We start from the raw sequence: 22,091 nt of genomic DNA, 5'->3' as shown, positions 1-22,091 counted from the left end.
AGGATATGGCAGGGTTTTCCTGTGTTGTGGTTGGCAATGAATCGCTCTTGGTGCACTGCGCCGAGATGGCCCTGGACCGGGGCAACACCATTCAGGCGGTGGTAACGCGCAACGCGGATGTGCAGGCATGGGCCGAGGGGCGAGGCCTGCGGGTCTGCCCGCTGGACGAGCTCACCGGCGGCTTCGACTGGCTGCTGTCGATCGCCAACCTCGACATCATCCCGGACACGGTGCTGGCGCTGCCGACCAAGGGCGCGGTGAACTTTCACGACGGCCCCTTGCCCCGCCACGCGGGCCTGAACGCCCCGGTTTGGGCGCTGCTCGAGGGCGAGGCGCAGCACGGCATTTCGTGGCACCTGATCCAAGGCGGCGTGGATGAGGGCGACATCCTCGTGACCCGCGCCTTTGACATCACCGAAGTCGACACCGCCCTGACCCTGAACACCAAGGCCTACGAGGCGGCGATGGCCTCTTTCCCCGCCTTGCTCGGCCAGCTCGAAAGCGGCGTCTTGCAGCGCGCTGAGCAGGATCTGTCTCAACGCAGCTATCACGCGCTTGCGGATCGGCCCGCGGGCTATGGCCTGCTGAACTTTGCCGAACCCGCGACCGAGGTCGCCCGTCTGGTGCGCGCCTTGGATCACGGGACCTATTGGAACCCGCTGTGTGCGCCGAAATTCCGCGCCGGTGGTCTGGTCTGGCTGGCGGGCAGCGCCCGCGTCACCGAAAGCCACGCCGCGCCGGGGACCGTTCTGGGCGCCGAGGGGGATACGCTGACCATCGCTTGCGGCGGTCACGCGGTGGCCCTGTCCGGGCTGACGCGCATCTGCGGGATGCCGGTGGACGCCGCCCAGATCGCCAAGGTCGGCGACGTGCTGCCGCTGCCCACGGGCGACGAGATCGCGCAGATCGACGCCGCGATGCGAGACATCGCCAAGTCCGACGGCGCGCTGCGTCGAAAGCTGGATGATCTGTCCCCCGCTCAATTGTCAGACATTTGCGACGGCCCTGTTGCACTAGAGCAACGCCCCCTCAGCCTGCCCACTGGGGCCGAAGGCGCGGCCCTTGTCGGCCAATGGGTGCAGCGCCTGACCGGGCGCGAAACCGTCGATCTGGCCCTTGGCGTCGATGCGGCAACCGACCTGATCTCGCCGTGGACGCCGCTGCGTGCAGGCGCTCCGATGGACAAGGCCCGCCCCTTTGCCACCGACCTGCCCGCCCGCGCGCCCGAGCTGTCTTGGCCGCAGACCCCGCATATCGGCCTGTCGACCGCTGGCCACGTCCCCGGCACCGTGCTGACCGTGATCCTTGGCGATACCGCGACCCTCTCTTACGACGCGGGCAAGATCGCCCCCGCCACCGCCGAACTGCTGGCCGCGCGGCTGGAGCTGCTGGCCTCTGCGCCCGAGCAAATCCTGCCCGAGACCGAGCGCGCCATGGTTCTGGACCAGTGGAACGCGACGGACACCGACCACGACCGCGCCCTGACCATGCACCGCGCGTTTGAGGCGCAGGTGACCAAAACGCCGGACGCCATCGCGCTGATCTTTGAAAACCACCGCCTGTCCTACGCCGAGCTCAACGCCCGCGCCAACCGCGCCGCGCATGTCCTGCGCGAGATGGGCGTGGTGCCGGGGCAGGTCGTGGGCCTGTGCACCCGGCGGTCTGTCGATCTGCTGGTGGGCGCCTTGGCGATCCTCAAGGCCGGGGGGGCTTACTTGCCCATGGACCCCAGCTATCCCGCTGATCGCCTTGCACATTTCGTCGAGGACAGTCAGGCCAAGGTCATCGTCACCCAAGCCGCTGTCGAGCCCAGCTTGCCGCCGCACACCGCCGATCTGCTGGTCCTGGACGCCGAGCCGCGCCTGACCACCGCGCCCGACACCAACCTGCCAGACACCGCCACGCCGCAGGATCTGGCCTATCTGATCTACACCAGCGGCTCGACCGGCAAGCCCAAGGGCGTGATGATCGAACACCGCAACGTGCTGAACTTTTACACCGGGATGGACGCGCATATCCCGCATGATGGTGGCACGTGGCTGGCGGTGACCTCGCTGTCCTTTGACATCTCGGTGCTGGAGCTGTTCTGGACCACGGCGCGCGGCTTGACCGTTGTGCTGACCGGCGACGAAGACCGAGGCCTGATCTCCAAGGGGCCGATGCCCATGTCCGACGCCTCGATGCAGTTCAGCATCTACTATTGGGGCAACGACGATGGCGTGGGCCGCGACAAGTACAAGTTGCTGCTGGAGGGCGCGCAATTCGCCGACGAAAACGGCTTTGTCGCCGTCTGGACGCCCGAGCGGCACTTTCACGCCTTTGGCGGGCCGTACCCGAACCCGTCCGTCACCGGCGCGGCGGTCGCGGCGATCACCCGCAATATCGGCGTGCGCTCCGGGTCTGTGGTTGCGCCCCTGCACCACCCCGCGCGCATCGCCGAGGAATGGTCGGTCATCGACAACCTGACCAACGGCCGCGCGGGCCTTGCGATTGCCAGCGGCTGGCAGCCCGACGACTTTGTCTTGCGCCCTGAAAACACGCCGCCGAACAACAAGCCCGCGATGATCGAGAACATCGACCAGATACGCAAGCTGTGGCGGGGCGAGGCCGTGGGCTTTCCGCGCAAGGACGGCACCCTGCACGAGGTGGTCACGCAGCCGCGTCCGGTGTCCAAGGAACTGCCGATCTGGGTCACCACGGCGGGCAACCCCGACACCTGGCGCGAGGCGGGGCGGCTGGGCTGCAACGTGCTGACGCACCTCTTGGGCCAGTCGATCGAAGAGGTTGCGGGCAAGATCAAGATCTACCACGAGGCGCTGCGCGAGGCGGGGCACGACCCGCAGGACTTTACCGTTTCGCTGATGCTGCACACTTTTGTCAGCGACAGCCGCGAGCACGCGCGCGAGATTGCCCGCCAGCCGATGAAGGACTACCTGACCTCGGCGGCGGGGCTGATCAAGCAATACGCCTGGGCCTTCCCGGCGTTCAAGCGGCCCAAGGGCGTGGACAACGCCTTTGACCTGCAACTGGACGGGCTGGAACCCGAAGAGCTGGACGCGATCCTCGATTTCGCGTTTGAACGCTACTTCAACGACAGCGGGCTGTTCGGCACGGTCGAGGATGCCCTCAAGAGGACCGAGGAACTCAAGCGCATCGGCGTCGACGAAATCGCCTGCCTGATCGACTATGGCATCGACCGCGAGACGGTGCTGGAAGGGCTCAGGCCGCTGGCGGAGGTGGTGAAAGCCGCCAATGTGACGCCGCAACTGGCCGAGGATGACTTTAGCATCGCGGCGCAGATTGTCCGCCATGGCGTGACGCATCTGCAATGCACGCCGTCCATGGCGCGGATGATCGCGATGAACGACGAGGCGCGCTTTGCCCTGCGCGGGGTGCAGCATCTGTTTATGGGGGGCGAGCCGTTGCCGGGCGCTTTGGTGGAGGATTTCCGCCAGATCACCGGCGCGACCATCACCAATATGTACGGGCCCACCGAGACGACGATCTGGTCCTCGGTCGAACGCGTCCAGGGCGGCGAAGGCGTGGTCAACATCGGTCTGCCCTTGGCGAACCAGCAGCTGTACGTGCTGGACGAGGCGCAGCAGCCCGTGGGCATCGGCCAAGAGGGCGAGCTGTGGATCGGCGGCGAAGGTGTGACGCGCGGCTATTGTAACCGCCCGGAGCTGACCGCCGAACGCTTTGTGCCAAACCCGTTCCATGCGGGCCGGATGTACCGCACCGGCGATCTGGTGCGGCGGCGGATGGATGGCAAGATCGACTTTGTCGGGCGCGTCGACCATCAGGTCAAGCTGCGCGGTTTCCGCATTGAACTGGGCGAGATCGAAGGCGTTCTCGAGGCGCAGACTGGCGTCTCGCAGGCCGTCGTTCTGGCGCGCGAAGACGTGCCGGGCGATCTGCGTCTGGTCGGCTATTACACCGGGGCGGAGCTGCCCGAAGCGGCCTTGAAGGTTGCCATGGCGCGGGATTTGCCCAGCTTCATGGTGCCGGGTCGGTTCGTGCGGCTGGAGGCTTTCCCGCTGACACCGAACAAGAAGGTCGACCGGGGCGCCTTGCCCGCGCCGGTGGCCGTGGTGGCCAAGCCCGCCGCGCCGGTGGTCACCGCGCCTGTGGCGACGGGCGACAGCGCCAGTGTGGAACGGGGCATCGCCGCGATCTGGACGCAGGTGCTTGGGGTGCATGACATCTCGGGGCGCGACAACTTCTTTGACCTTGGCGGCCACTCGTTGCTCGCGGTCCAGGCCCACCGGGCGATCCGCGAAGAACTGGGCGCGACCAAGCTGTCGATCACCGACATCTTCCGCTTTCCGGTGCTTGGGGACTTGGCCGCGCGCGTGGCGACCATGGTCGACAGCGGCCCTGCGCCTGCGCCCACAACTCCGCCTGCCGCGCCATCGTCAGACCGGGCGCAATCGCGGTCGGACGCCATGGCGAGACGCCGGGAAATGCGGGCGCGCCGCCGCGCCTGACGCCTCTTTTCCTGTAAGACAGACATGCCCCGGTTCCCCGCCGGGGCATTTTTTTATGCGCCTGCGTCACCGCCCAAATGTGGCGCGCATCGCCACATTTCGCCCGATTCTGTCCGAGCCACTGGCATTTTTAGCAAATTCGACAGAACTCGCGCCCGCTGCCGCGCGATTAACCAACTTCGAATTTTGTCAAAATCGCCACATTCACCCCTGAAAACGCTTAACTTTCTGGAATTGCGTCATAAATATGGCGCTGATCCCCGATCCGGAAACGCTGTGTTCCAAGGGTTAACCAAGTAAAGTCGTGGCGAAATTAAGGCAACTTGCCTAGATTGGGGCATGAAGATGGCGCGCTTGGGGCGATTCCCCGGCCCGCCTCTTCCGCACTTGGTGGGGGCCAAACGCGGGAGCAACGTGAGATGAACCAGTTTCAGTCCTTTGACGAAGTCGTTTCGGCGATCAAACGCCGCATCTGGGTGATCCTTGCGATCACCTTTGTGGGCTGCGTGCTGTCTCTCAACTATGCGCTGTCGCAAACCAAGGTTTACGAAGCCACCGCCGTCGTCCAGATCGAAGAAGCCGCCGTGCCGGACCAGCTGGCTGGCGCCTCTGCCCAGACCGACACCGCCGGGCGCGGCGTCAAGCTGATCGAACAGCGGCTGATGTCCCGCGACAACCTGTTCAGCGTTGTCGAAAAGCATAACCTCTTTGCCGAAGACCCGACCGTTACGCCCTTGGAGCGTGTGGGTTACATGCGCGAAGCGGCCAGCATTCAGGAAATCCGCGATCAGGCGCAGGCCTTTGCCCCCGGCGGCAACGCGCCCTCTGGCCTGCTGATTTCGGTGCGTCTGACCGACGCGGAAAAGGCCGCCGAGGTCGCCAACGAGCTGATGACCTACGTGATCGAACAGTCCCGTGACCGCAACACCGGCCGCGCCCGCGAAACGCTGGAGCTGTTCACCGCCGAAGAGGCGCGCGTTGTGGCCGAGATCGACGCTTTGGAAGAGCGCATCGCTTTGTATAAAAGCGAAAACGCCCGTCAGCTGCCCGAAGGTGTCGCCGATCTGCGCACCCAGCTGGCGAACCTGCGCGACGCGGACCTGGACATCGACCAGCAGATCCTGACGCTGGAAACCACCGCCAGCCGCCAGCGCGAAGAGGTGCTGGACCGTCAGATCGGCCTGCTTCAGGAGCAAAAGCTGCTGATCACCGAGCGTATGGCCCAGATCGAAGCCTTGATCGCCAGCGCTCCGCAGGTCGAGCGTGAGCTGAGCGCGATGGAGCGCGAGCTGACCCGCCTGCAAGAGCAATACACCGTGGTGACCCGCCGCAAGGCCGAGGCCGAGATGGGCCAGTTCCTTGAGGATCGTCAGGCGTCCGACCGCTTTGAGGTGCTGGAAACCGCGCTGGTGCCGGAATTCCCGGTGTCCCGCTCGCGCAAGAAGACGGCGATCATGGGTGGGTTTGCCTCGATCCTCGCCGGTCTGGCCGCGGCCTTTATCATTGAACTGATGAACCCGGCGATCCGCAACGCCAGCCAGATGGAGCGTATGCTGGGCATTCAGCCGGTGGTCGCGATCCCGATGGTGCAGACCGCCAGCGACCGCCGCCGCAAGGGCCTGTCGGTGCTGGGCAAGCTGGGGATGGCGTTCCTTGCGCTGCTGGCGGCGCTGCGCATCGCGGCAGAGTACATCCCGTGGGTCGGCGAGCTGTTCGGCAAGGTCGCGCCGCGCGCGATTGAGACCTGAGTTCCCGGTCTAAGTTTCTAAAGAATATGCAGCGCGAAACCTCGGGTGGCTGGTCGCCGTCCGGGGTTTCGTTTTGCGGTCAGTAGCGGTAGCGGTCGATCTCGGTGCCTTCGGCCTTGTTCAGGACCATGCCCAGCAGCGGGGTCTGCTCGCCAAGGCGGCGCTCAACCTCTTTGACCTCTTTTTCGGTGGTCAGCCCGCCGCCGATCACCAGCAGGACGCCGTCGATCAGGGGCCGCGCGGCGATCACGTCGTCGTAGAACAGCGCGGGCGGCAGGTCGAACAGCATGACGTCGGGCTGATACAGCTCTTCGATGCGGTCAAGGGTTTGCGCGGTGCGCGGGTCCTGAAGCAGCTCGGACGCGTAGGGTTCGGCCAGATCGTTGAAGCCAAAGGCGATGTTTTTCCCGGCGTGGATCTGGTTCGATCCCATGCGCACGAGGTGATCGGCGGGGTCGATATTGCCGCGCAGCAGTTCGCCCATGGCGCCGGGGGTGTCGATCCCCATGATCTTGTGCAGCGACGGGCGCCGCATGTCGCAATCCATCAGCAGCGTGCGGCAGTTTTCCTGACGCGACAGGCTGATGGCGAGGTTCGCGGCGGTAAAGGTCTTGCCGCAATCCTTGCCGGGCGAGGTGATCGCCACGCGTTTCCAGCCGTTGTCGTGCAGCGCTTGTAGCAGGCGGGTGCGCAGCACGTCAAAGGCCGCGTGCGCGGGGTCGTCGCGCTGCGCGGTGATGATGCGGTTTTGCGAGAGATGCGCGGGGTCGACGGTAAAGGTCTGGAGCTGCGCCCACGGGTCATCAAACGGCGCGGGCAGGGTTTCCGGCGCGGTCTCTGGCTCTGCCTCTGCGCTCTCTGGGTCGGCCTCGGGCTCTGGCGTGAGGTCGTGGCGCAGGGCGGCGCGGGCGCGGGCCTCTTGGGCGCGGCGCTCTGTTTCGGTTTTGCGGGCGCGGTCGGCTTTGGCCTGCTCTGCTTTGGCTTGCGCTGCTTGCTCGGCGGCGAGGCGGTCTGCTTCGGCTTGCGCTGCTTGCTCGGCGGCGAGGCGGTCTGCTTCGGCTTGCGCTACTTGCTTGGCGGCGAGGCGCTCTGCCTTTTCCCGGCGCACGCGTTCGCTCTCGCGGGCGAGGTCAATGTCCGCTTGATGCGCCGCGCGGCGCGCCTCTTCGGCCCGTTGGGCCGCCTCGGCCTGCATGCGAGCCTGTTGCTCTGCGGCGGCCTTGGCCTTGTGGCGGGCGGCTTCTTCGGCTTGGCGTTGGGCTGCGGCCCGTTCGGCTTGGCGTTGGGCTTCCTTGGCTTTTTCCTGCGCGCGGCGATCGGCCTCGGCCTGTTTGCGCTGTTTTTCGGCGCGCTCTGCGGCCTCTGCTTCTGCCTTGCGCTGGGCGGCCAGCTCTGCCTGCTTGCGCTTGGCCTCTGCCGCGCGCTCCTCGGCGAGCTTGGCCAGCCGGGCGGCTTCTGCTTGGGCTTCGGCTTCGGCGGCAAGGCGCGCCTTTTCTTCGGCTTCTGCCTTGGCTTGCTCCTCGGCGAGGCGCTGCTTTTCCGCCGCTTGACGGGCCAGGGCTTCGCGGGCGCGGCGGGCCCGTTCGCGGCGTTGTTCGGCTTCGGCCTCGATGCGGGCGCGCTCTTCGGCGGCGGCGCGGGCCTCGGCTTCGGCTTTGGCGCGGGCGTCTGCCTCTGCCTTGCGGGCCAGCGCCTCTTGCCGGGCCTGCTCCTCCAAGCGCGCTTGTTCAAGGCGCTCAGCCTCGACGCGGGCGGCCTCTTCGGCGGCAAGGCGGGCTTGCTCGGCCTCTTGCTCGGCGCGGCGGCGAGCCAGTCGTTCTTCACGCGATTCCAGCGGGGCGATGGGGGGCATCTCGTCCTCGACCGCGTCAGCGGAGCGGTTCTTGCGGCGGAATTTACGGCGCTCTGTCATGATCACGCTGCGCCCCCTGCGCCCATAGCCGTCGCAGCGCCGTCCAGCGGCCCATTGTGGTGATGCAAAGTCATCGACGGCTCGTCCTCGAACAAAATCGCTTAAAATCGCCCCTGCTTTGGGCGCACTCATTCCCCTTGGGTTACATCAAAGGAATCTGGCTAGAATAAGTCGGATTTGAGGGGATTGTTCACGAAAACCCCCGAAACCCGGCCAAAACCCCCTTAGAACCCCATCAAATTGGCCTGCGTGATCGCCTTTTGCACAAAGGTCGCGCGGTCGGTTTCCGGCTGCCAGCCCAGCATCTCCTTGGGTTTGGTGTTCACGAAGGGCGAGAAATGCGCGCGGCTTTTCCAGTCGGCCAGGCTGGGGCGGATCACGCCTTTGCGCCGCAGGGCGTATTTCTTGAGCGCATATTTCAGCGCATCCCCGGCGTAGAACGCGTATAGATTGCCCGGAGCGAAGCGGATGCGCGCGCCCAGTTCGGCATGGATGGCGTCGAAATAATCGCGGGCGGAGAGCATCGGCTCGCCAATAAGGTTAAAGCTCTGGCCCTCGACCGGGGCGTCGATCATCCGCACCAGCCCGTCGGCGATGTCTTCGTTCAGCACAAACGGCAGGATGTTGCGCCCGTGGCCCCAGATGCGCACAGCCCCCGCGCCGTGCCAGCGCCCGATGCCCCAATGCTGCAAGGGACCACCCGCGCCCACAACGATGCCGGGGCGGGCGATGACCACGGGCAACCCGCGTTCGCGGTGGAGCTTCAGCAGCTGCTTTTCGCATTCCGCCTTGGACCGGGCATAGAGGTTGCGGTCGGTCATATCCTCGGGAAAGCCGGTGTCCTCGGTGATCTGTTGGCCCGGATCGGACATGTCGTAGCTGGCGATCGTGCCGGTGTAGACCAGCCGTTTGACGCCTGCTTTCTCGCAGGCCATTCCGATGCGCGTCGCCACGCCCACGTCGTTTTTCAGCGCGTCGGCCCATGTGGTTTCCAAGGCCTTGGCGAGGTTGAACACCACGTCGATGCCCTTCATCGCCTCGGTCAGCGCGTCCAGATCGTGCAGGGACGCCTGCACCGTTTCGATATTGTCCGGCAGGTCGGGGAAGGGGCCAGAGCGGCCGCGCGACAGCACCCGCACGTCGCGCCCATCGGCCACCAGCCGCCGCGTCAGCGCCCGCCCGATAAAGCCGGTGCCGCCGATGACCATGGCGGTCGGTTTCGGCTGGCGGGTCTGGACGGCGGGGGCTTTGACGGTCAGCACCTCGGCGGGCAGAAGGGCGATGGCGTCGTCGATGGCCTGCATGACCTTGACGGCAGAGGCGCCGCTAAAGCGCGCGTCTTGGGGTTTGTTCGCGGACAGATCGCCGTAGATCGCCGCATCCATGCCGCGGAAACTGCGGCCATAGGGGTTCTGTGTGTTCAGCGATTTCAGCTGCACGGCGGCGTTCTTGGCCCCTTGCCACAGGTGTTGGCGCGACAGGTCCAGCTGCTTGCGCAAGGGGTTCACGATCAGGTCGCTGGGGTTCTCGCGCTCGACGATCAGCACGTCCTGGGCAAAGTCCAGCCGCGCCCGCGCCGAAGACCCGCGCAGCGTGACGGAGCGGTCGTCAACCGTCTCGACCATGGAGATGGTAAAGGTGACCTCGACTCCCCCGGCCTGTGCCAAAAGGCGGATGTACTGCGGACGCGGGTCGTCGCCGGGCAGCAGCGCGGGCTTGGACGCCTCGGCGCGCATCATCTGAATGTCGCCAAAGAGGTCCTGCGCAAAGGCGACCAGATGCGGCCCCAGTTCCAGCAGCAGGTTTTTCGGCTCGCGCAGCAGCCACAGGTTATACGGCCCCGAGCGCAAGGGGGCCAAGGGCAGCGCCCAAGTCACCTCACAGCCCGAGATACGGCCATAATCCCCGGACTGCATCGCGGCCTTCATCCGGGTGTAGGACGGCAGGCCCAAAAAGTTGTGGCCCGCGTGGAATCGCTTGCCCGCCGAATCGGCTGCGGACTGGATATTGCGGGTGGCGTCGGCGGATTCGGACACAGGCTTTTCCACAAGCACATGCAGGCCTGCGTTCAGGCAATTTACTGCGATTTCCTCATGTAAATGCGGTGGGGTGAGGATATGGACACAATCGCAACAGTTGGCGGCGAACATTTCCTCAACAGATGTAAACGCCCTTGCGCCATAGGCGTGAGCCATGCCTTGGGCCGCCGATTCGTTGGGGTCGACGATGGCGGTGATTCGCACGCCGGGGGTCGCGCTTAGGGCGTCTGCGTGCCACGTGGCGATGTATCCGGCCCCGATCAGGCCAACGCGGATTTCAGAACCAGTTTCGGACATGGTTTCAGACATGGGAGCCTCACTTATACTCGATGATGCGCATCTCGCGCCCGGTCAGGCGGCGCAGGTGGAACCGCGCCAGACCGATCATGTTGGGGAATTTCGACAGGGTCAGCAGGAGTGCCATCTTGCGGGCGTCACAGGGCGGGATGCCATCGCGCAGCAGGGCCTTTTGACCTTTGAACAGGCTAAGCGCGTAGAGCGCCAGAATGGGCAGGATCAGCAGCGGCACGGTCAAGGCAAAAGCCAGCGCCACAAGCGGCAGGATCAGGCCGTAGACCAGCACGCGTTTGACCTCGGTTCGGAAGTAGTCGGGGTGCAGGTGGTGGACCTGCGCAAAGCCGTGGCCCGTGCGTTCGGCCCGCGCCCACCATTGGCCAAAGGTCAGCATGGCGGCGTCGTGGCGGGTCATCGCCTGCGGCAGACGGTGCAGCCGCCAGCCCGCCTTGCGAAAGCGGCAGCAGACCTCGTCGTCTTCGGCGGCGATGACGGTGGGGTTCATGCCGCCGACGTCGCGCCAGAGGGACGCCCGCACCATCATGTCACCCCCGCAGGCAAGGATATCACCGGCGGGCCGGTGCCATTCCCAGTCGCACAGACGATTGTACAGGCTGTCCTCGGGGCGGATTTCGCTGCGCCAGCCGGTGACCATGCCGACGTCGGGGTTGGCGTTCAGGAAGGCTTGGCCCGTCTCCAGCCAGCCCGGCACCAGCGCGCAGTCGCCGTCGATGAATTGCACGATCTCGGGGGCGTCGAGCGCGTCAAAGCCCGCGTTGCGCGCGCGGGCGGCGGTGAAGGGCACCGACATATCGAGGTTCACCACCTTGGCCCCGCGCGCCTGCGCCTGCGCGATGCTGTCGTCGGTGGAGCCGGAGTCGACATAGACCACCTGCCGCGCTTGGCCTTGCACGGCGTCGAGGGCGGTAATCAGGCGCGTCCCTTCGTTGCGGCCGATGAGGACGACGTCGACGGTCATGTTTGGGTTTCCTTGGGTCGCTTTCCCTTGGGCGGGGTGCCTTTGGCATAGCCTTCGAACAGCGTAGACAGCCAAGCGGCCTCTCGCGTGATGTTGTACTCGGTGCGGACGATTTCAGCGCCCTTTGCCCCCGTCTCACGCCGCCCCTCGTCGGACAGGGTGCCATGGATGGCGGCGCGCAGGGCATCCACGTCGCCCGGAGGCACCAAACGACCCGCCTCGGGGCGCACCAGCTCTGGCACGCCGGCGATCTGCGTGGTGACGACCGGGACGCCGCTGGCCATCGCCTCCATCAGGACGACGGGGACGCCTTCGGCGAAGCTGGGCAGGACAAAGACATCCGTTTGCGCCAAGGCTTCAGCCACCTCGGCCTGCGACCGGTAGCCAAGGAAATCGACGTTGAGCCCTTTGGCTTGTGTTTCCAGCGCGGCGCGGTCTGGGCCGTCGCCGATCACCGTCAGGTGCCAGCCTGTGGGCAGGTCTTTCAAAGCCTCCAGCAGCACCGGGACGCCTTTGACCGCCGCGAGGCGACCGACAAACAGCAGCTCTTGGCCCTCGTGTGCGGAGGCGGTGTAGCGATCGGGATCGACGCCGCAATGGACGATATGGAAGCGATCCCAGTGGCTCTGGTCCGCGAAACACATCAGCTGCGAGCGGCAAAAGTCGCTGATACAGGCGACAAAACTGGCGCGGGCGGCCTTGGCGTCGATCCGCCAGTGGTGCGGTTCAAAGAAAATATCCGGGCCGTGGATCGTGAAGCTATAGGGGATGCCCGACAGCTCAGAGGCCAGCATGGCCACGGTGCAGGACGCCTTGGCGATGTGGTTGTGCAGGTGCTGAACGCCTTGGCGGGTCAACTCATCGGCCAAGACCCCGGCCTCGGCGAAGTAGATCAGGTTGTAGAGGCGCCCTTTGAGACCCTTGGGCGCGGTGTCCCACGCGAGTTTGAGCGCCTTGAGGTAACGCCCCGGCCGCGCCATCCAGCGCAGGTGCGCGCAGGCCAGCCGCAGGGGTCTTTTGCAGGCGTCTAGCACCTTGAAAGTGCGGGCGTGTTCCTCGCGCTGTTCCGGGCCGACGAGATGCTCGGCCCCGGTGGTGCGGATCGAACAGGTCAAGACGTCGTGGCCCAGATCGCGCAGGGCGGCGACTTCGCGTTGGATAAAGGTGTCAGAGGCGCGGGGGTATTCGCCGGTGAGATAGGCCAGTTTCACTGAGACGCCTCCCCATCGCGGGTTCGCGCCATCATCCCCTCGAACGTGTCGATATCCTCCAGCCCAAAGGCCCCGCGCTGGCGGTCATTGGACCAGCGCAAAGGCATCATCCGCGCGCGCAAGACGGGTTCGCGGAACAGCCCCGGCAGCTTGCCTGCCACGGGCCGCAGCAGCCGTGCCAGAGCCAACCAAGCGCCATAGGGCACCGTTACGTTCAGCCTCGGCCAGCCGTAGCAGCGCCGATGCGCCCGCAGGAACCGCGCGCGGGTGGGGCGGTCGTCGTCCAGCACGTTCACCACCGAAACCCCCGCCGTGGGGGTGCGCGCGGCGGCGACGGCAGCGCGGGCCATGTGGTCGACGTGGGTCAGGGGCAACTCGCCGTCCGAGCCGATGGTCACAAACAGCTTGGACGCCCAGAACCCCTGCAACGCGTGCCAGCTGCGGGTCGGCCCCCAGATCGCGCCGGGGCGCAGGATCCACGCGTCTTCGGTGTCGGCGTCGTGCAGCAGGTGTTCCTGTGCGCGTTTCGCCCCGGCATAGGGATCGCGGGCGGCGCCGAGGTCGGTGACGGGCAATAAAGGGCTGCTCTCGCGGATCGTCTCGTGGGGTTGCACGCGGTCCGTGTCATAGACCGAGATCGAGGAGACCAGCACCAGCCGGATATCGCGCTGCCCGCGCGCTGCGATCAGCTGGCGGGTGGCGTCAACGGTGTCGCGGCGCAGCGCCTTTGGGTCGTCGCCCAAGTGGGCGGCGGCGTGGATCAGCGCGCTATGCTCGGGCAGGGTTTGCATCAACTGGGCGGCGGCACCGGGTGCGCCAAGGTCCAGCTGCATCGGCGTCACGCCGGGGTCATCGGCCCACTCGGGGAGGGGCGTACGGCGATAGACGGCCAGCACAGCCAGCCCTTGCGCCCGCGCCTCGGCCACGCAAGCCGCGCCGACAAAGCCATTTGCGCCGGTGATTGCTACAGTCATCGCGCCCACTCCATCGGGTCCATCGCCTCGCAGCGGGTGGTCATGGCCTGTGCGCCGCCGTGCTCACCCGCGTTCTGGATCGCCAAGGTTACCTCGGTCAGATGCAGCGCCATGTCGTTGGACATGCGCGGCGGGCGGCCTTGGGCCAGCGCGTCGAGCAGCTCGGCGGGACCGAGCATAAAGTTCATCGCCGCCGCGCCCCAACGCTCGACCTTGGGGTGGGTGGGCTGCGGCAGCTTGATCCGGCGCTTCAGAGGCGATTCCATCAGGCGACGGCGGATCGTCATCCGCTTGGCAAAGCGCACCTTGGCGGCGTTGTCCCAAGCGGCGTTGCAGGACAGCACGCCCTTGTCACCGATGATGCGGATCTGGTGGTCGTGCGGCGCGGTGATGGAACAGGTCAGCCGCGTCACTGGCCCGTTCTCAAAGAACAGCACCGCGACGGACAGATCGGGGGCAAAGGGGCCGGTGCCTTCCTTACCCGGAATGGTCTCGGCGCTGGCGGCGACCACGGTGCGGACCGAGCCGAACCAAGACATCAGCCACGTCAGGTAGTACCCGGCGTGCTCCAGCGTACAACCGACGCGGAATTCGTCTTCGAAGGGCCAAGGCTGGCCGGATTCGCTGATCCACTTGTGGTAGGCGGCCTGCGGGACAAAGCCGTCGTCCAGCTCGGCATAGATGGCGCGCGGGGTGCCCGCCACGTCGGTGCGCAGGGCGTGGCCGAGGGTCTGCGCCGCCTCGCCCAAGGCGGAACAGGGCGCCGAGGCCAGCATCACGCCTTGCTCAGCGGCCAGCGCGTGCAGGGCTTTGGCGTCGTCCACGGTGGTCGCGAGGGGCTTTTCCGAATAGACGTGGCGACCGGCCAGCAGGCAGGCGCGCGTCGTTTCAAAATGCGCCGACGGGTTCGTGAGGTTCAACACCAAGGCGTCCGGCGCGTCGGCAAGCAGCGCCTCAAATGACGCCTTCGCCGGGACATTCCAGAAGTCGCAGAACTGCGCCAGCCGCGCCGCGTCGATGTCAAAGACCCCGGCGACCTCGATCCCGTCCATCGCCCGGCACGAGCGCATGTAAAGATCGGCCACGAATCCGCAGCCCAAAAGCACAACCTGTCCGCTCATCCGTCACCTTTCTGGCGCGATGCGGCGCATCTGGTTTGTTTACAAACCGTCACCTGTCACAGTCCCCACCTTTCAACGTCCACGTTTTAACCAAAGAAACATGGCCAGAATTCGGCATCCGCCCCCTTGCCTCGCGATTATGCGGCAGCGCGGCATCACCGCCACGTTTTTTGCAGGGAATGTTGCGAAAAGAGCACGTACTTTGCGGCGTAGGCAGGGTATGTCAGGCGCAAAGGGGAATGGGATGCAGTTTCGGATCAAGGATCAAATCCTCAAGGTCAACGTGCCGACCTGGGCCACGCTAGAAGCGCGGGTGCGTGAGCGGTTGGCGCAGCGCAAGGGCTTTGCTCTGGCGACGGTGAACCTTGATCACTTGGTGAAATTGCGGACGGATGACGCGTTTCTGGACGCCTATCTGGCGCAGGATTTCGTCGTCGCCGATGGCAATCCGATCGTGTGGATGTCGCGCCTTGCGGGGCGTCCGGTGGAACTGATCCCCGGCTCCGAGGCGATTTTGCCCTTGGCGCGGATCGCGGCGGCGCAGGGCGTGCCCGTGGCTTTGGTTGGCTCCACCGAAGAGGTGCTGACCGCCGCCACCGATTACTTGGAAACCGAAGTGCGCGACCTGCGCGTGGCCTGCTGCATCTCGCCGCCCATGGGGTTCGACGCGGGGGGCAAGGCCGCCGAAGACATCCTGCGAGATGTGCAGGCGTCCGGCGCGCGGATGTGCTTTGTCGCCATGGGCGCGCCGCGTCAGGAAATCTTTGCCGCCTTGGGGCGTCAGATCGCGCCGAGCGTGGGGTTCGTGTCCATTGGCGCTGGGCTGGATTTCTTTGCCGGGACGCAAAAGCGCGCGCCGGAATGGGCTCGGAAATACGCGATGGAATGGCTGTGGCGGGCGCTGTCCAGCCCGCGGCGGCTGGGGCCTAGGTACCTGAAATGTATCGCGATTCTGCCGGGGCAGATGCTGCGCGCGGGGCTTTTGCGGCTGCGGTCCTAGGCGAGCGTCCGAGGGCTGCGTTTGCGCATCAGCAGCGTGTCCTTGATCCGGCCCTTGAGACCCCTCGGCGGGAGGATTTCCCGGTCCATTTCGAATGTCGTTCCGGTCAAGCTTGGGTCGCGTTGCAGCGCCAAGGCCACACCCCATTTCGCCGACACCTCGGGCGGGACGCCACCCGGAATGCCCATGGACGTCTGCAACATTCCCGGCATCCAGTCCGAGATCACGATCCCCGGAAATCGGTCCGCCACATCGGCAATCACCGCCCGCGTCAGGATGCGCGCGGCCCCCTTGGACACCGAATAAGCGCTGGAGGCAGGCAGCGGGTCATGGTCGGCGAAGGTCGCCACGTTGAGGATGCGGCCTTGGCCCCTTTGCGCCATGTCGCGCAGGGCGGCGTGGGTGCAGTTGACCACCCCGCCGAGGTTGACTGCCACGGTTTCGGCAAAGGTTTCAGGGGTTTCGGTCAGGAAATCCCGGCGCGGGTAGACAGCGGCGTTGTTGATCAGCAGGGCGATTTGGAGCGGGGCGAACGCCTCGGCCACCGCCTGCGCGTCGGCCACATCGACCGTGCGCGCTTGGAACCGCTCGCCGCAAAGCCCTGCGGTTTCGGTCAAAGCCTCTGCCCGCCGACCCAAACCGACGACGGTAAAGCCGCGCGCGCAAAGTTCCACCGCCAAGGCCCGCCCAAGGCCCGATCCCGCGCCGGTTACCACGGCCACGCCGTCCTGAGGCTTTACCACGCTCATGACGCCCCTTTCACGATGCTGTCGGCCACGCGCAGGGCGTTGGCAGCGATGGTCAGGCTGGGGTTCACGCCCATGGACGTGGGCATAAAGGAAGCATCCGCCACCCACAGGTTATCGACGTCATGCGCCCGGCAATCGGGGCGCAGCACGCTGGCGCGCGGATCGCTGCCAAAGCGCAACGTCCCGCAGGGGTGGCCATAGTTCAGCTCTGGCGAGAGCCCAAGGAACACCCGCCGATGCCCGCGAAAGCCCTTGCGGATGGCCCGTCGGAACGCCGCGCGACGGTCGCGCAGCTCGTCGTGGATCGTGTAGTCCACGGACAGGCGGTCCGGCTGCGCGGGGTCATAGGTGACGCGGTTCTCGGGGTAGGGCATATCTTCCATCAGGCCGACGAAAATCTGCGCCGAACCGAACAGCCGATGCGCCAGCGCTGCCGGGATGCGGGTCAGCTGCGACAGGCCTTTGACGCGGCCAAAGCGCGACCGCGCCAGCATCAGGTTCATGTAATGCACGATCTCGCCATAGCTGGCGCGGATGCCCATGGCCTGCACGGTGCCCAGCCGCTGCCCGCCCGCGTGATAGAAATCGCGCAGGGAAATCGCCTTGGTCGCAGCTAGCCCCTTGGTGCCGCGCGGCGGCCAGAGGGCGAACATTTCGTTCACGTGGAACATCAGGTTGCGCCCCACAAGGCCGCTGCGATTGGCCAGCCCGTTTGGCCAGTTCTCATTCGCCGAGGCCAGCAGCAGACGCGGCGAGCCCAAGGCGCCCCCGGCGAGGATATAGCGCGTGGCGGTTAGGCGGCGGGTCTGGCCGTCGTGGCGGACCTCGACATGAGCGATGCTGTCCCCGTTGCTGGCAAGCCGCGTAACCTGCGCGTTGTCCAGCAGCGCCGCCCCGGCGGCCAGCGCGGGTTCAACTCCCGCCGAGCGGCCATCCATCTTGCAGGCGCGCGGACACTTGCGACCAAGGCAGTTGGCGCAATCCGGCAGGCGTTCGATACCCGTATGCGCGTGGTAGGGGTGCAGCCCGGCGGCGGTGAGGCTGCGCATCAGGGCGCTTTCCACGTCGGACAAAGGCGGCGGATCGCGCAGCGGGATCGGCTCTGGCCCCAGCGGATCGGGGGTTCCGTAGACGCGATAGGTTTGGGCGGCGGCAGCGTACCAAGGGGCCATCTGATCAAATCCCACGGGCCAGCCGCCGGTGGGGTGCGCACGGTCCGGTAGCTCGTCCAGATCGTGCCGTTCGGGGCGTTCCAGCGTCGCGGCATAGAACACCGACGACCCGCCGACCCCCGCGCCCAAGGCGGCATAGAACGCGGTTTCGACCCCGTCCAAGGTTACGTGCAAGGGCGTCGGCCACAGGCCACGGGCGACGCGCGCCTCGGGGACAAAGGTCTCGGACAGGCCGTTTTCCTCGGCGCGGTAGCCGCTTGGGCCTTGTTCCACGAACAGCACCTTTTGCCCCGCCTCGGCCAAGGCGCGCCCAATGGTGCCGCCACCCATCCCGGTGCCGATGACGATGGCGTCCCAATGGGTGTCGAACAGGCTCATTCGCTGGTGCCCGTGCGGATCGCCGTGCCGCCAAAGACCGGCGCGAACAGGTCGCGCACCCGGAGCGACGCCGCGTTGGTCAGGTGGTTGTTGTCGAAATACTGCCCGACCCCGTCCACGATGGCGTGGCAGGTGCCGTCCGCGCAGAACTTGGGCCATGTGTCGATAAAGGTGATCGCGCCGCGGTCTGCCCAGATGCGCCACGGCGCGTCGCCGACGATCGACCGCATGATCAGCGAATCCTGCGCGACGCTGTCTTGCACGGTTGGTGCGGGGGCCAAGGGCCAGCCGGCAAAGGCGGCCTCGCGCGCGGCGCTTCGGCTGTCGTACTCGGGCAGCTCGGGCGGCTGGCGCAGGACCACCACGTTATCCACCCAGTTGCGCAGTTCCACCACGGTTGTGACGGCGGCATCCGCCATCAGCCGCGACGGCTTGGCGTTGCTCTTGGTGGGGCCGGTGGTGGGATGCAGGGCGATGGTGTTGTGCACGTCGCGGCCCACGCCCTTGCCATTGGCGTAATAGGCCCAGCGGCCGATCAACAGGACGGTGTCCAGCGTATCCAGCCTTGGCAGCGCTTGCTTGATTTGCAGGTTGGCCTGTGTGCAAGCGGTGTCCTGGGCTGGGGTGGCGGCGCTTTCGACCTTGCGGATGTCGAACAGCGGCGGGCAGCCCGCACGCCACAGGATGATGCCGGGCGTGTTCGCCTCATGCGCGGCCAGATCCAGCCCCTCTTTGAAGGCGCGCACGTGGCTGTCGCCCCAGACCAGCACGCGCGGCGGGCCGTCCGGCCCGATGGGGCAGACCTCTAGCCCGTCCAAGGGCAGCGTATCGGCGATGTAGCAGCGGCTGAAATCCTGCAGGAAGTCGCCCGAGGCGTCCACATGCACGCGCGTCTCAGGCCCGAACCGCGATGGCAAGCCGTCCCCTTTGAACAGCACCGCCCCCACCGCCAAAGCGCCCAGCGACAGCACGGCGGTTCCGGCCAGGACAGCGCCACCGGGCAGGCGGCGGGCGTGGCGCACCGGGGTTTCCACCACGCGCCACGACAGCCAGCCAAGGCCGATGGACAGGGCCATCCAGATCAGCGCTTCGCCAAAGTTGGCATAGCCGCCGCGCAGGTAGCTGGACAGGGTCACCACCGGCCAGTGCCACAGGTACAGGGAATAGGAAATCAGGCCGAAAAACACCGCCGCGCGGTGGGTCAGCAGCCGGTTGACGTAGTTGTCGCCCGCGCCCGAGGACAGCAGCAGCACCGTCCCGAGCACCGGGAAGACTGCCAAGACGCCGGGGAAAAGCGGCCCCGCCGGGATGAACGCCAGCGAGATGGCGATCAGCGCCAACCCAAGGTAGCTCAGCACCGAATGCCCGCGCCATTGGCTGTTCGCGTAGACCCCCCAGATGGCCAGCAAGACGCCGGACAGCATTTCCCACGCGCGGAAGGGGAACAGGTAGAACGTCGACGTGGGCGAGATCGGCGTCAGCCAGATGCAGGCCGCGAGCGATCCCGCCCAGACCGCCACCAACGCCCCCACCAGCCCCCAGCGCCAGCGTGCCAGAAGCAGGATGAACAGCGGCAGAAAGACGTAAAACTGCTCTTCGACGGCCAGCGACCACGTGTGCAGCAGCGGCTTTTCCTCGGAGGCGCTGTCGAAATACCCCGCCTCGCGAAAGAACAGCACGTTCGACAGGTACACCGTCGCGGCGATGACGGATTTGCCGAACTCGCGGTATTCAAATGGCAGCAGGATCAGCCAGCCGACCGCCGCCGTCACCGCCACCATGGTAAAGAACGCCGGGGCGAGGCGCTTGAACCGGCGGATGTAGAAGTGTTTGAGCCAGATGGTCCCGGTCGCATCATACTCGCGCCACAGGATGCCGCCGATCAGGAACCCCGAGATGACGAAAAAGATGTCGACGCCGACAAACCCGCCCCGCAGCGGAAAGCCAAAGTGGTACAGCACCACCGACAGCACGGCGATGGCGCGCAGCCCGTCGATGTCACGCCGATAGGGCAGGGGGGCATGGGGCGCGGCGCTCATGCGGGCTGTCCTTGGGGCGTTGTCATCGCGGTCCTTCCGGTTTCTCCGGGCTCACGGCAAATGGCCCCTTGACGCAAGGTCAATGAGGCGCACCGGGGTGTTGGTCAAGCGCGCATAGTCTTTCGCGCGGCAGGCAAGCGTGCAAGTGTTGCCATAGGGTCAAGGATACCGCATTTCTTGGCCAATTTATGGCAAATCCGAACGAAGAGGCGCGCGGTGGATCACGGCACAGGCATTTCGGCGACCAAGCCCGACTGGACGCGCGAGCGGATCGAGCGCTTTTGGGAGCCGGGGAAAAAGATGATCCGGGCGGTGCGTCGCTATCAAGCGTGGCGCGGGCGCGGGGCTTTGGGCCGGGTGGTGTCGAAATACTGGGTGCTGAACCATTGGTTCTGGTCGCTCATGTGCCAGTCGGAATTGCACCTGACGACGGAGATTGGCGGGGGGCTGCGGCTGACCCATCCGACGGGGATCATCATTCATCCGCAGGCGCGGATCGGTCCGAACTGCATGATCTTTCATCAGGTGACCTTGGCGGGGCCGGTGGTCTTGGGCGGTCACGTGGACGTGGGCGCGGGGGCCAAGCTGATCGGGCCTTTGACCGTGGGGGATCACGCGGTGATCGGAGCCAACGCCGTGGTGACGCGTGACGTGCCCGCCGGGGCGACCGTGGCAGGAGTGCCCGCGCGGGTGATCGCGCAGGCTTAGTAGCCGCAGTCGGGCAGGGGGGCTTTGTTCAGAAGCGCCTTGTAGACGTCCAGGGTTTTCGCGCCTTTGACCGACCAAGGGTAATTGGCCTCGGCGTAGGATTGGCCCTTGGCTGCCGTCTGGGCCATCCCTGCGCGGTTTGCGACGCAGCCTTCCATCTCGCGCACGAAGCCTGCGGTCATCACGTCAAACGTCGCCATGTCCACCCGCGCGCCGCGCCCCTCTGCGGCCAAGTCCCCCGGCGCGCCGTAGTTGGCGACCAGCGCGTATTGCCCGCAGGCCATGGCCTCGATCACCACACCGGCCCCCAGTTCCCGGATCGAAGGAAAGACAAAGGCGTCGGTCTGGCGCATCATCTGGGCGACCTCGGCTTGGGTCTTGCGGCCATGCAAGGTGACGCACTCTTGCAAGCCTTCGCTGGCGATCACCTCTTGCATCCGCGCCAGTTCCGGCCCGTCGCCGACCACATGCAGGTGGTGCTGGCGCAGCACGTCAGAGGCCGCAAAAGCGCGCAATGGCAGCTCTGGCAGCTTGTACGGCACGAGCCGCCCGGCGTAGAGGAACTGCACCTTTTCGCCGCCGCGCTGGCCCGCGGGCAAAGCGCCCTGCGCGTGGAAGATCGCCGGGTCAAAGCCGATCTCGGGCATCGACACGATCCGCGCATCGGGCACGCGGGTCAGGTCGGCGCGCGTGTGCGAGAACGCCGACAGCACCGCCTCCGCATCGTCATAGGTCGACCGCGCGTAGGGCAGATATTTGTACAAATCCCGCAGCTTGCGCAGCTTTTCCTTTTCGCGCGCCTGCTCGGCGGCAAAGGCGGCGGGCCAGTCGAGGTTGCCGTTCAACGGCCCAATGACAAAGGGCTGGCGGCACTTATGCGCAATCCAAGACGGCAAGGTCGGGGACATGGGCGTGATCCGGTGAACGATGTCGAACTGCGCAAATTCCCCTCGCAGCGCGCGATACACCCCGTGTTCGAACGCCAGATAAGGCAGGTAATTCATGATCATCGAGGTCGACCAAGCCACCTCTTCACCGCCGCGCAGCCAGCGGGCGAGGCGGAACATCGGCCCCGCCAGCCACTCGGTGTCGATATAGCGGATGTCCAACCCGTGCGCCTGCTTTTCGATGTTCTCGCGGTTGCGCACATGGGTCGCCAGCGTGACGTCGCACAGCCGGGCAATCTCTTGGGCGTATTTGTAGCCGACGATGGGCAGCGAGGGCCATTCGGGGTTACACTCATCCGCGAGCAGCAGAACCTTGGGTTTCATCTGGATAAG

General features: G+C 66.1%; 14 protein-coding genes. 4 read left to right on the top strand and 10 right to left on the bottom strand.

What is annotated here, in order from left to right; all coding sequences use genetic code 11:
* Positions 1 to 5 precede the first annotated feature (5 nt).
* Both B9A11_RS08450 and B9A11_RS08445 read left to right on the top strand, forming a co-directional pair.
* On the top strand, positions 6 to 4,487 hold the full coding sequence (locus B9A11_RS08450) for a MupA/Atu3671 family FMN-dependent luciferase-like monooxygenase (protein ID WP_058247962.1): 4,482 nt from the start codon (positions 6 to 8) through the stop codon (positions 4,485 to 4,487).
* Between the two features lie 419 nt (positions 4,488 to 4,906).
* Positions 4,907 to 6,235, top strand: a complete 1,329-nt coding sequence (locus tag B9A11_RS08445; RefSeq protein ID WP_058247961.1) for a GumC family protein — start codon at positions 4,907 to 4,909, stop codon at positions 6,233 to 6,235.
* Between the two features lie 79 nt (positions 6,236 to 6,314).
* On the opposite strand, the gene B9A11_RS22085 is transcribed toward B9A11_RS08445, so the two are convergent.
* The 6 genes from B9A11_RS22085 to B9A11_RS08415 form a co-directional block, all read right to left on the bottom strand.
* Entirely contained in the window at positions 6,315 to 8,147 is a 1,833-nt protein-coding gene (locus B9A11_RS22085; RefSeq protein WP_234988790.1) for a CpsD/CapB family tyrosine-protein kinase, read from the bottom strand.
* A 224-nt stretch (positions 8,148 to 8,371) separates the two neighbouring features.
* On the bottom strand, positions 8,372 to 10,495 hold the full coding sequence (locus B9A11_RS08435; RefSeq protein ID WP_234988775.1) for an NAD-dependent epimerase/dehydratase family protein: 2,124 nt from the start codon (positions 10,493 to 10,495) through the stop codon (positions 8,372 to 8,374).
* Positions 10,496 to 10,502: 7 nt separating this feature from the next.
* A complete protein-coding gene (locus B9A11_RS08430) occupies positions 10,503 to 11,459 on the bottom strand; it encodes a glycosyltransferase family 2 protein (protein WP_058247960.1) in 957 nt (318 codons plus the stop codon).
* The gene (locus B9A11_RS08425; RefSeq protein ID WP_058247959.1) at positions 11,456 to 12,670 is read right to left on the bottom strand and encodes a glycosyltransferase family 4 protein; all 1,215 of its coding nucleotides are present in this window, start codon (positions 12,668 to 12,670) and stop codon (positions 11,456 to 11,458) included. The genes B9A11_RS08430 and B9A11_RS08425 overlap by 4 nt, the downstream gene beginning before the upstream one ends.
* Positions 12,667 to 13,644, bottom strand: coding sequence for an NAD-dependent epimerase/dehydratase family protein (locus tag B9A11_RS08420; protein ID WP_234988773.1), 978 nt, complete (start codon positions 13,642 to 13,644; stop codon positions 12,667 to 12,669). Before B9A11_RS08420 ends, B9A11_RS08425 begins: the two co-directional genes overlap by 4 nt.
* On the bottom strand, positions 13,641 to 14,765 hold the full coding sequence (locus B9A11_RS08415; protein ID WP_058247957.1) for a Gfo/Idh/MocA family protein: 1,125 nt from the start codon (positions 14,763 to 14,765) through the stop codon (positions 13,641 to 13,643). The genes B9A11_RS08420 and B9A11_RS08415 overlap by 4 nt, the downstream gene beginning before the upstream one ends.
* 244 nt (positions 14,766 to 15,009) lie before the next feature.
* On the opposite strand from B9A11_RS08415, the gene B9A11_RS08410 reads away from it, so the two are divergent.
* Complete coding sequence (locus B9A11_RS08410) at positions 15,010 to 15,765, top strand: WecB/TagA/CpsF family glycosyltransferase (RefSeq protein ID WP_058247956.1); 756 nt, start codon at positions 15,010 to 15,012, stop codon at positions 15,763 to 15,765.
* Here the strand turns inward: B9A11_RS08410 and B9A11_RS08405 are convergent.
* The 3 genes from B9A11_RS08405 to B9A11_RS08395 are packed head-to-tail and all read right to left on the bottom strand — an operon-like array spanning position 15,762 to position 20,103.
* The gene (locus tag B9A11_RS08405; protein WP_058247955.1) at positions 15,762 to 16,514 is read right to left on the bottom strand and encodes an SDR family oxidoreductase; all 753 of its coding nucleotides are present in this window, start codon (positions 16,512 to 16,514) and stop codon (positions 15,762 to 15,764) included. The two genes, B9A11_RS08410 and B9A11_RS08405, sit on opposite strands and share 4 nt — an antisense overlap.
* Entirely contained in the window at positions 16,511 to 18,064 is a 1,554-nt protein-coding gene (locus tag B9A11_RS08400) for a GMC oxidoreductase (protein ID WP_058247954.1), read from the bottom strand. Before B9A11_RS08400 ends, B9A11_RS08405 begins: the two co-directional genes overlap by 4 nt.
* Positions 18,061 to 20,103, bottom strand: a complete 2,043-nt coding sequence (locus tag B9A11_RS08395) for an acyltransferase family protein (RefSeq protein ID WP_058247953.1) — start codon at positions 20,101 to 20,103, stop codon at positions 18,061 to 18,063. The genes B9A11_RS08400 and B9A11_RS08395 overlap by 4 nt, the downstream gene beginning before the upstream one ends.
* A gap of 216 nt (positions 20,104 to 20,319) precedes the next feature.
* Between B9A11_RS08395 and B9A11_RS08390 the strand changes: the two genes are divergently transcribed.
* The gene (locus tag B9A11_RS08390; protein WP_143595838.1) at positions 20,320 to 20,811 is read left to right on the top strand and encodes a serine O-acetyltransferase; all 492 of its coding nucleotides are present in this window, start codon (positions 20,320 to 20,322) and stop codon (positions 20,809 to 20,811) included.
* Here the strand turns inward: B9A11_RS08390 and B9A11_RS08385 are convergent.
* A complete protein-coding gene (locus B9A11_RS08385; protein ID WP_058247952.1) occupies positions 20,808 to 22,082 on the bottom strand; it encodes a glycosyltransferase family 4 protein in 1,275 nt (424 codons plus the stop codon). The two genes, B9A11_RS08390 and B9A11_RS08385, sit on opposite strands and share 4 nt — an antisense overlap.
* Positions 22,083 to 22,091 lie beyond the last annotated feature (9 nt).

Source organism: Tropicibacter naphthalenivorans (genome assembly GCF_900176475.1).
In the GTDB taxonomy this organism is placed as follows: domain Bacteria; phylum Pseudomonadota; class Alphaproteobacteria; order Rhodobacterales; family Rhodobacteraceae; genus Tropicibacter; species Tropicibacter naphthalenivorans.
The sequence above is the reverse complement of the archived record's forward strand: the minus strand, read 5'-3'. Positions and strand labels throughout refer to the sequence as shown.

Bases quoted from the DNA above. Each gene is read 5' to 3' on its own strand.
- B9A11_RS08450 (WP_058247962.1), top strand. From the start codon at position 6: ATGGCAGGGTTTTCCTGTGTTGTGGTTGGCAATGAATCGCTCTTGGTG.
- B9A11_RS08445 (WP_058247961.1), top strand. From the start codon at position 4,907: ATGAACCAGTTTCAGTCCTTTGACGAAGTCGTTTCGGCGATCAAACGC.
- B9A11_RS22085 (WP_234988790.1), bottom strand. From the start codon at position 8,147: ATGACAGAGCGCCGTAAATTCCGCCGCAAGAACCGCTCCGCTGACGCG.
- B9A11_RS08435 (WP_234988775.1), bottom strand. From the start codon at position 10,495: ATGTCTGAAACCATGTCCGAAACTGGTTCTGAAATCCGCGTTGGCCTG.
- B9A11_RS08430 (WP_058247960.1), bottom strand. From the start codon at position 11,459: ATGACCGTCGACGTCGTCCTCATCGGCCGCAACGAAGGGACGCGCCTG.
- B9A11_RS08420 (WP_234988773.1), bottom strand. From the start codon at position 13,644: ATGACTGTAGCAATCACCGGCGCAAATGGCTTTGTCGGCGCGGCTTGC.
- B9A11_RS08415 (WP_058247957.1), bottom strand. From the start codon at position 14,765: ATGAGCGGACAGGTTGTGCTTTTGGGCTGCGGATTCGTGGCCGATCTT.
- B9A11_RS08410 (WP_058247956.1), top strand. From the start codon at position 15,010: ATGCAGTTTCGGATCAAGGATCAAATCCTCAAGGTCAACGTGCCGACC.
- B9A11_RS08405 (WP_058247955.1), bottom strand. From the start codon at position 16,514: ATGAGCGTGGTAAAGCCTCAGGACGGCGTGGCCGTGGTAACCGGCGCG.
- B9A11_RS08400 (WP_058247954.1), bottom strand. From the start codon at position 18,064: ATGAGCCTGTTCGACACCCATTGGGACGCCATCGTCATCGGCACCGGG.
- B9A11_RS08395 (WP_058247953.1), bottom strand. From the start codon at position 20,103: ATGAGCGCCGCGCCCCATGCCCCCCTGCCCTATCGGCGTGACATCGAC.
- B9A11_RS08385 (WP_058247952.1), bottom strand. From the start codon at position 22,082: ATGAAACCCAAGGTTCTGCTGCTCGCGGATGAGTGTAACCCCGAATGG.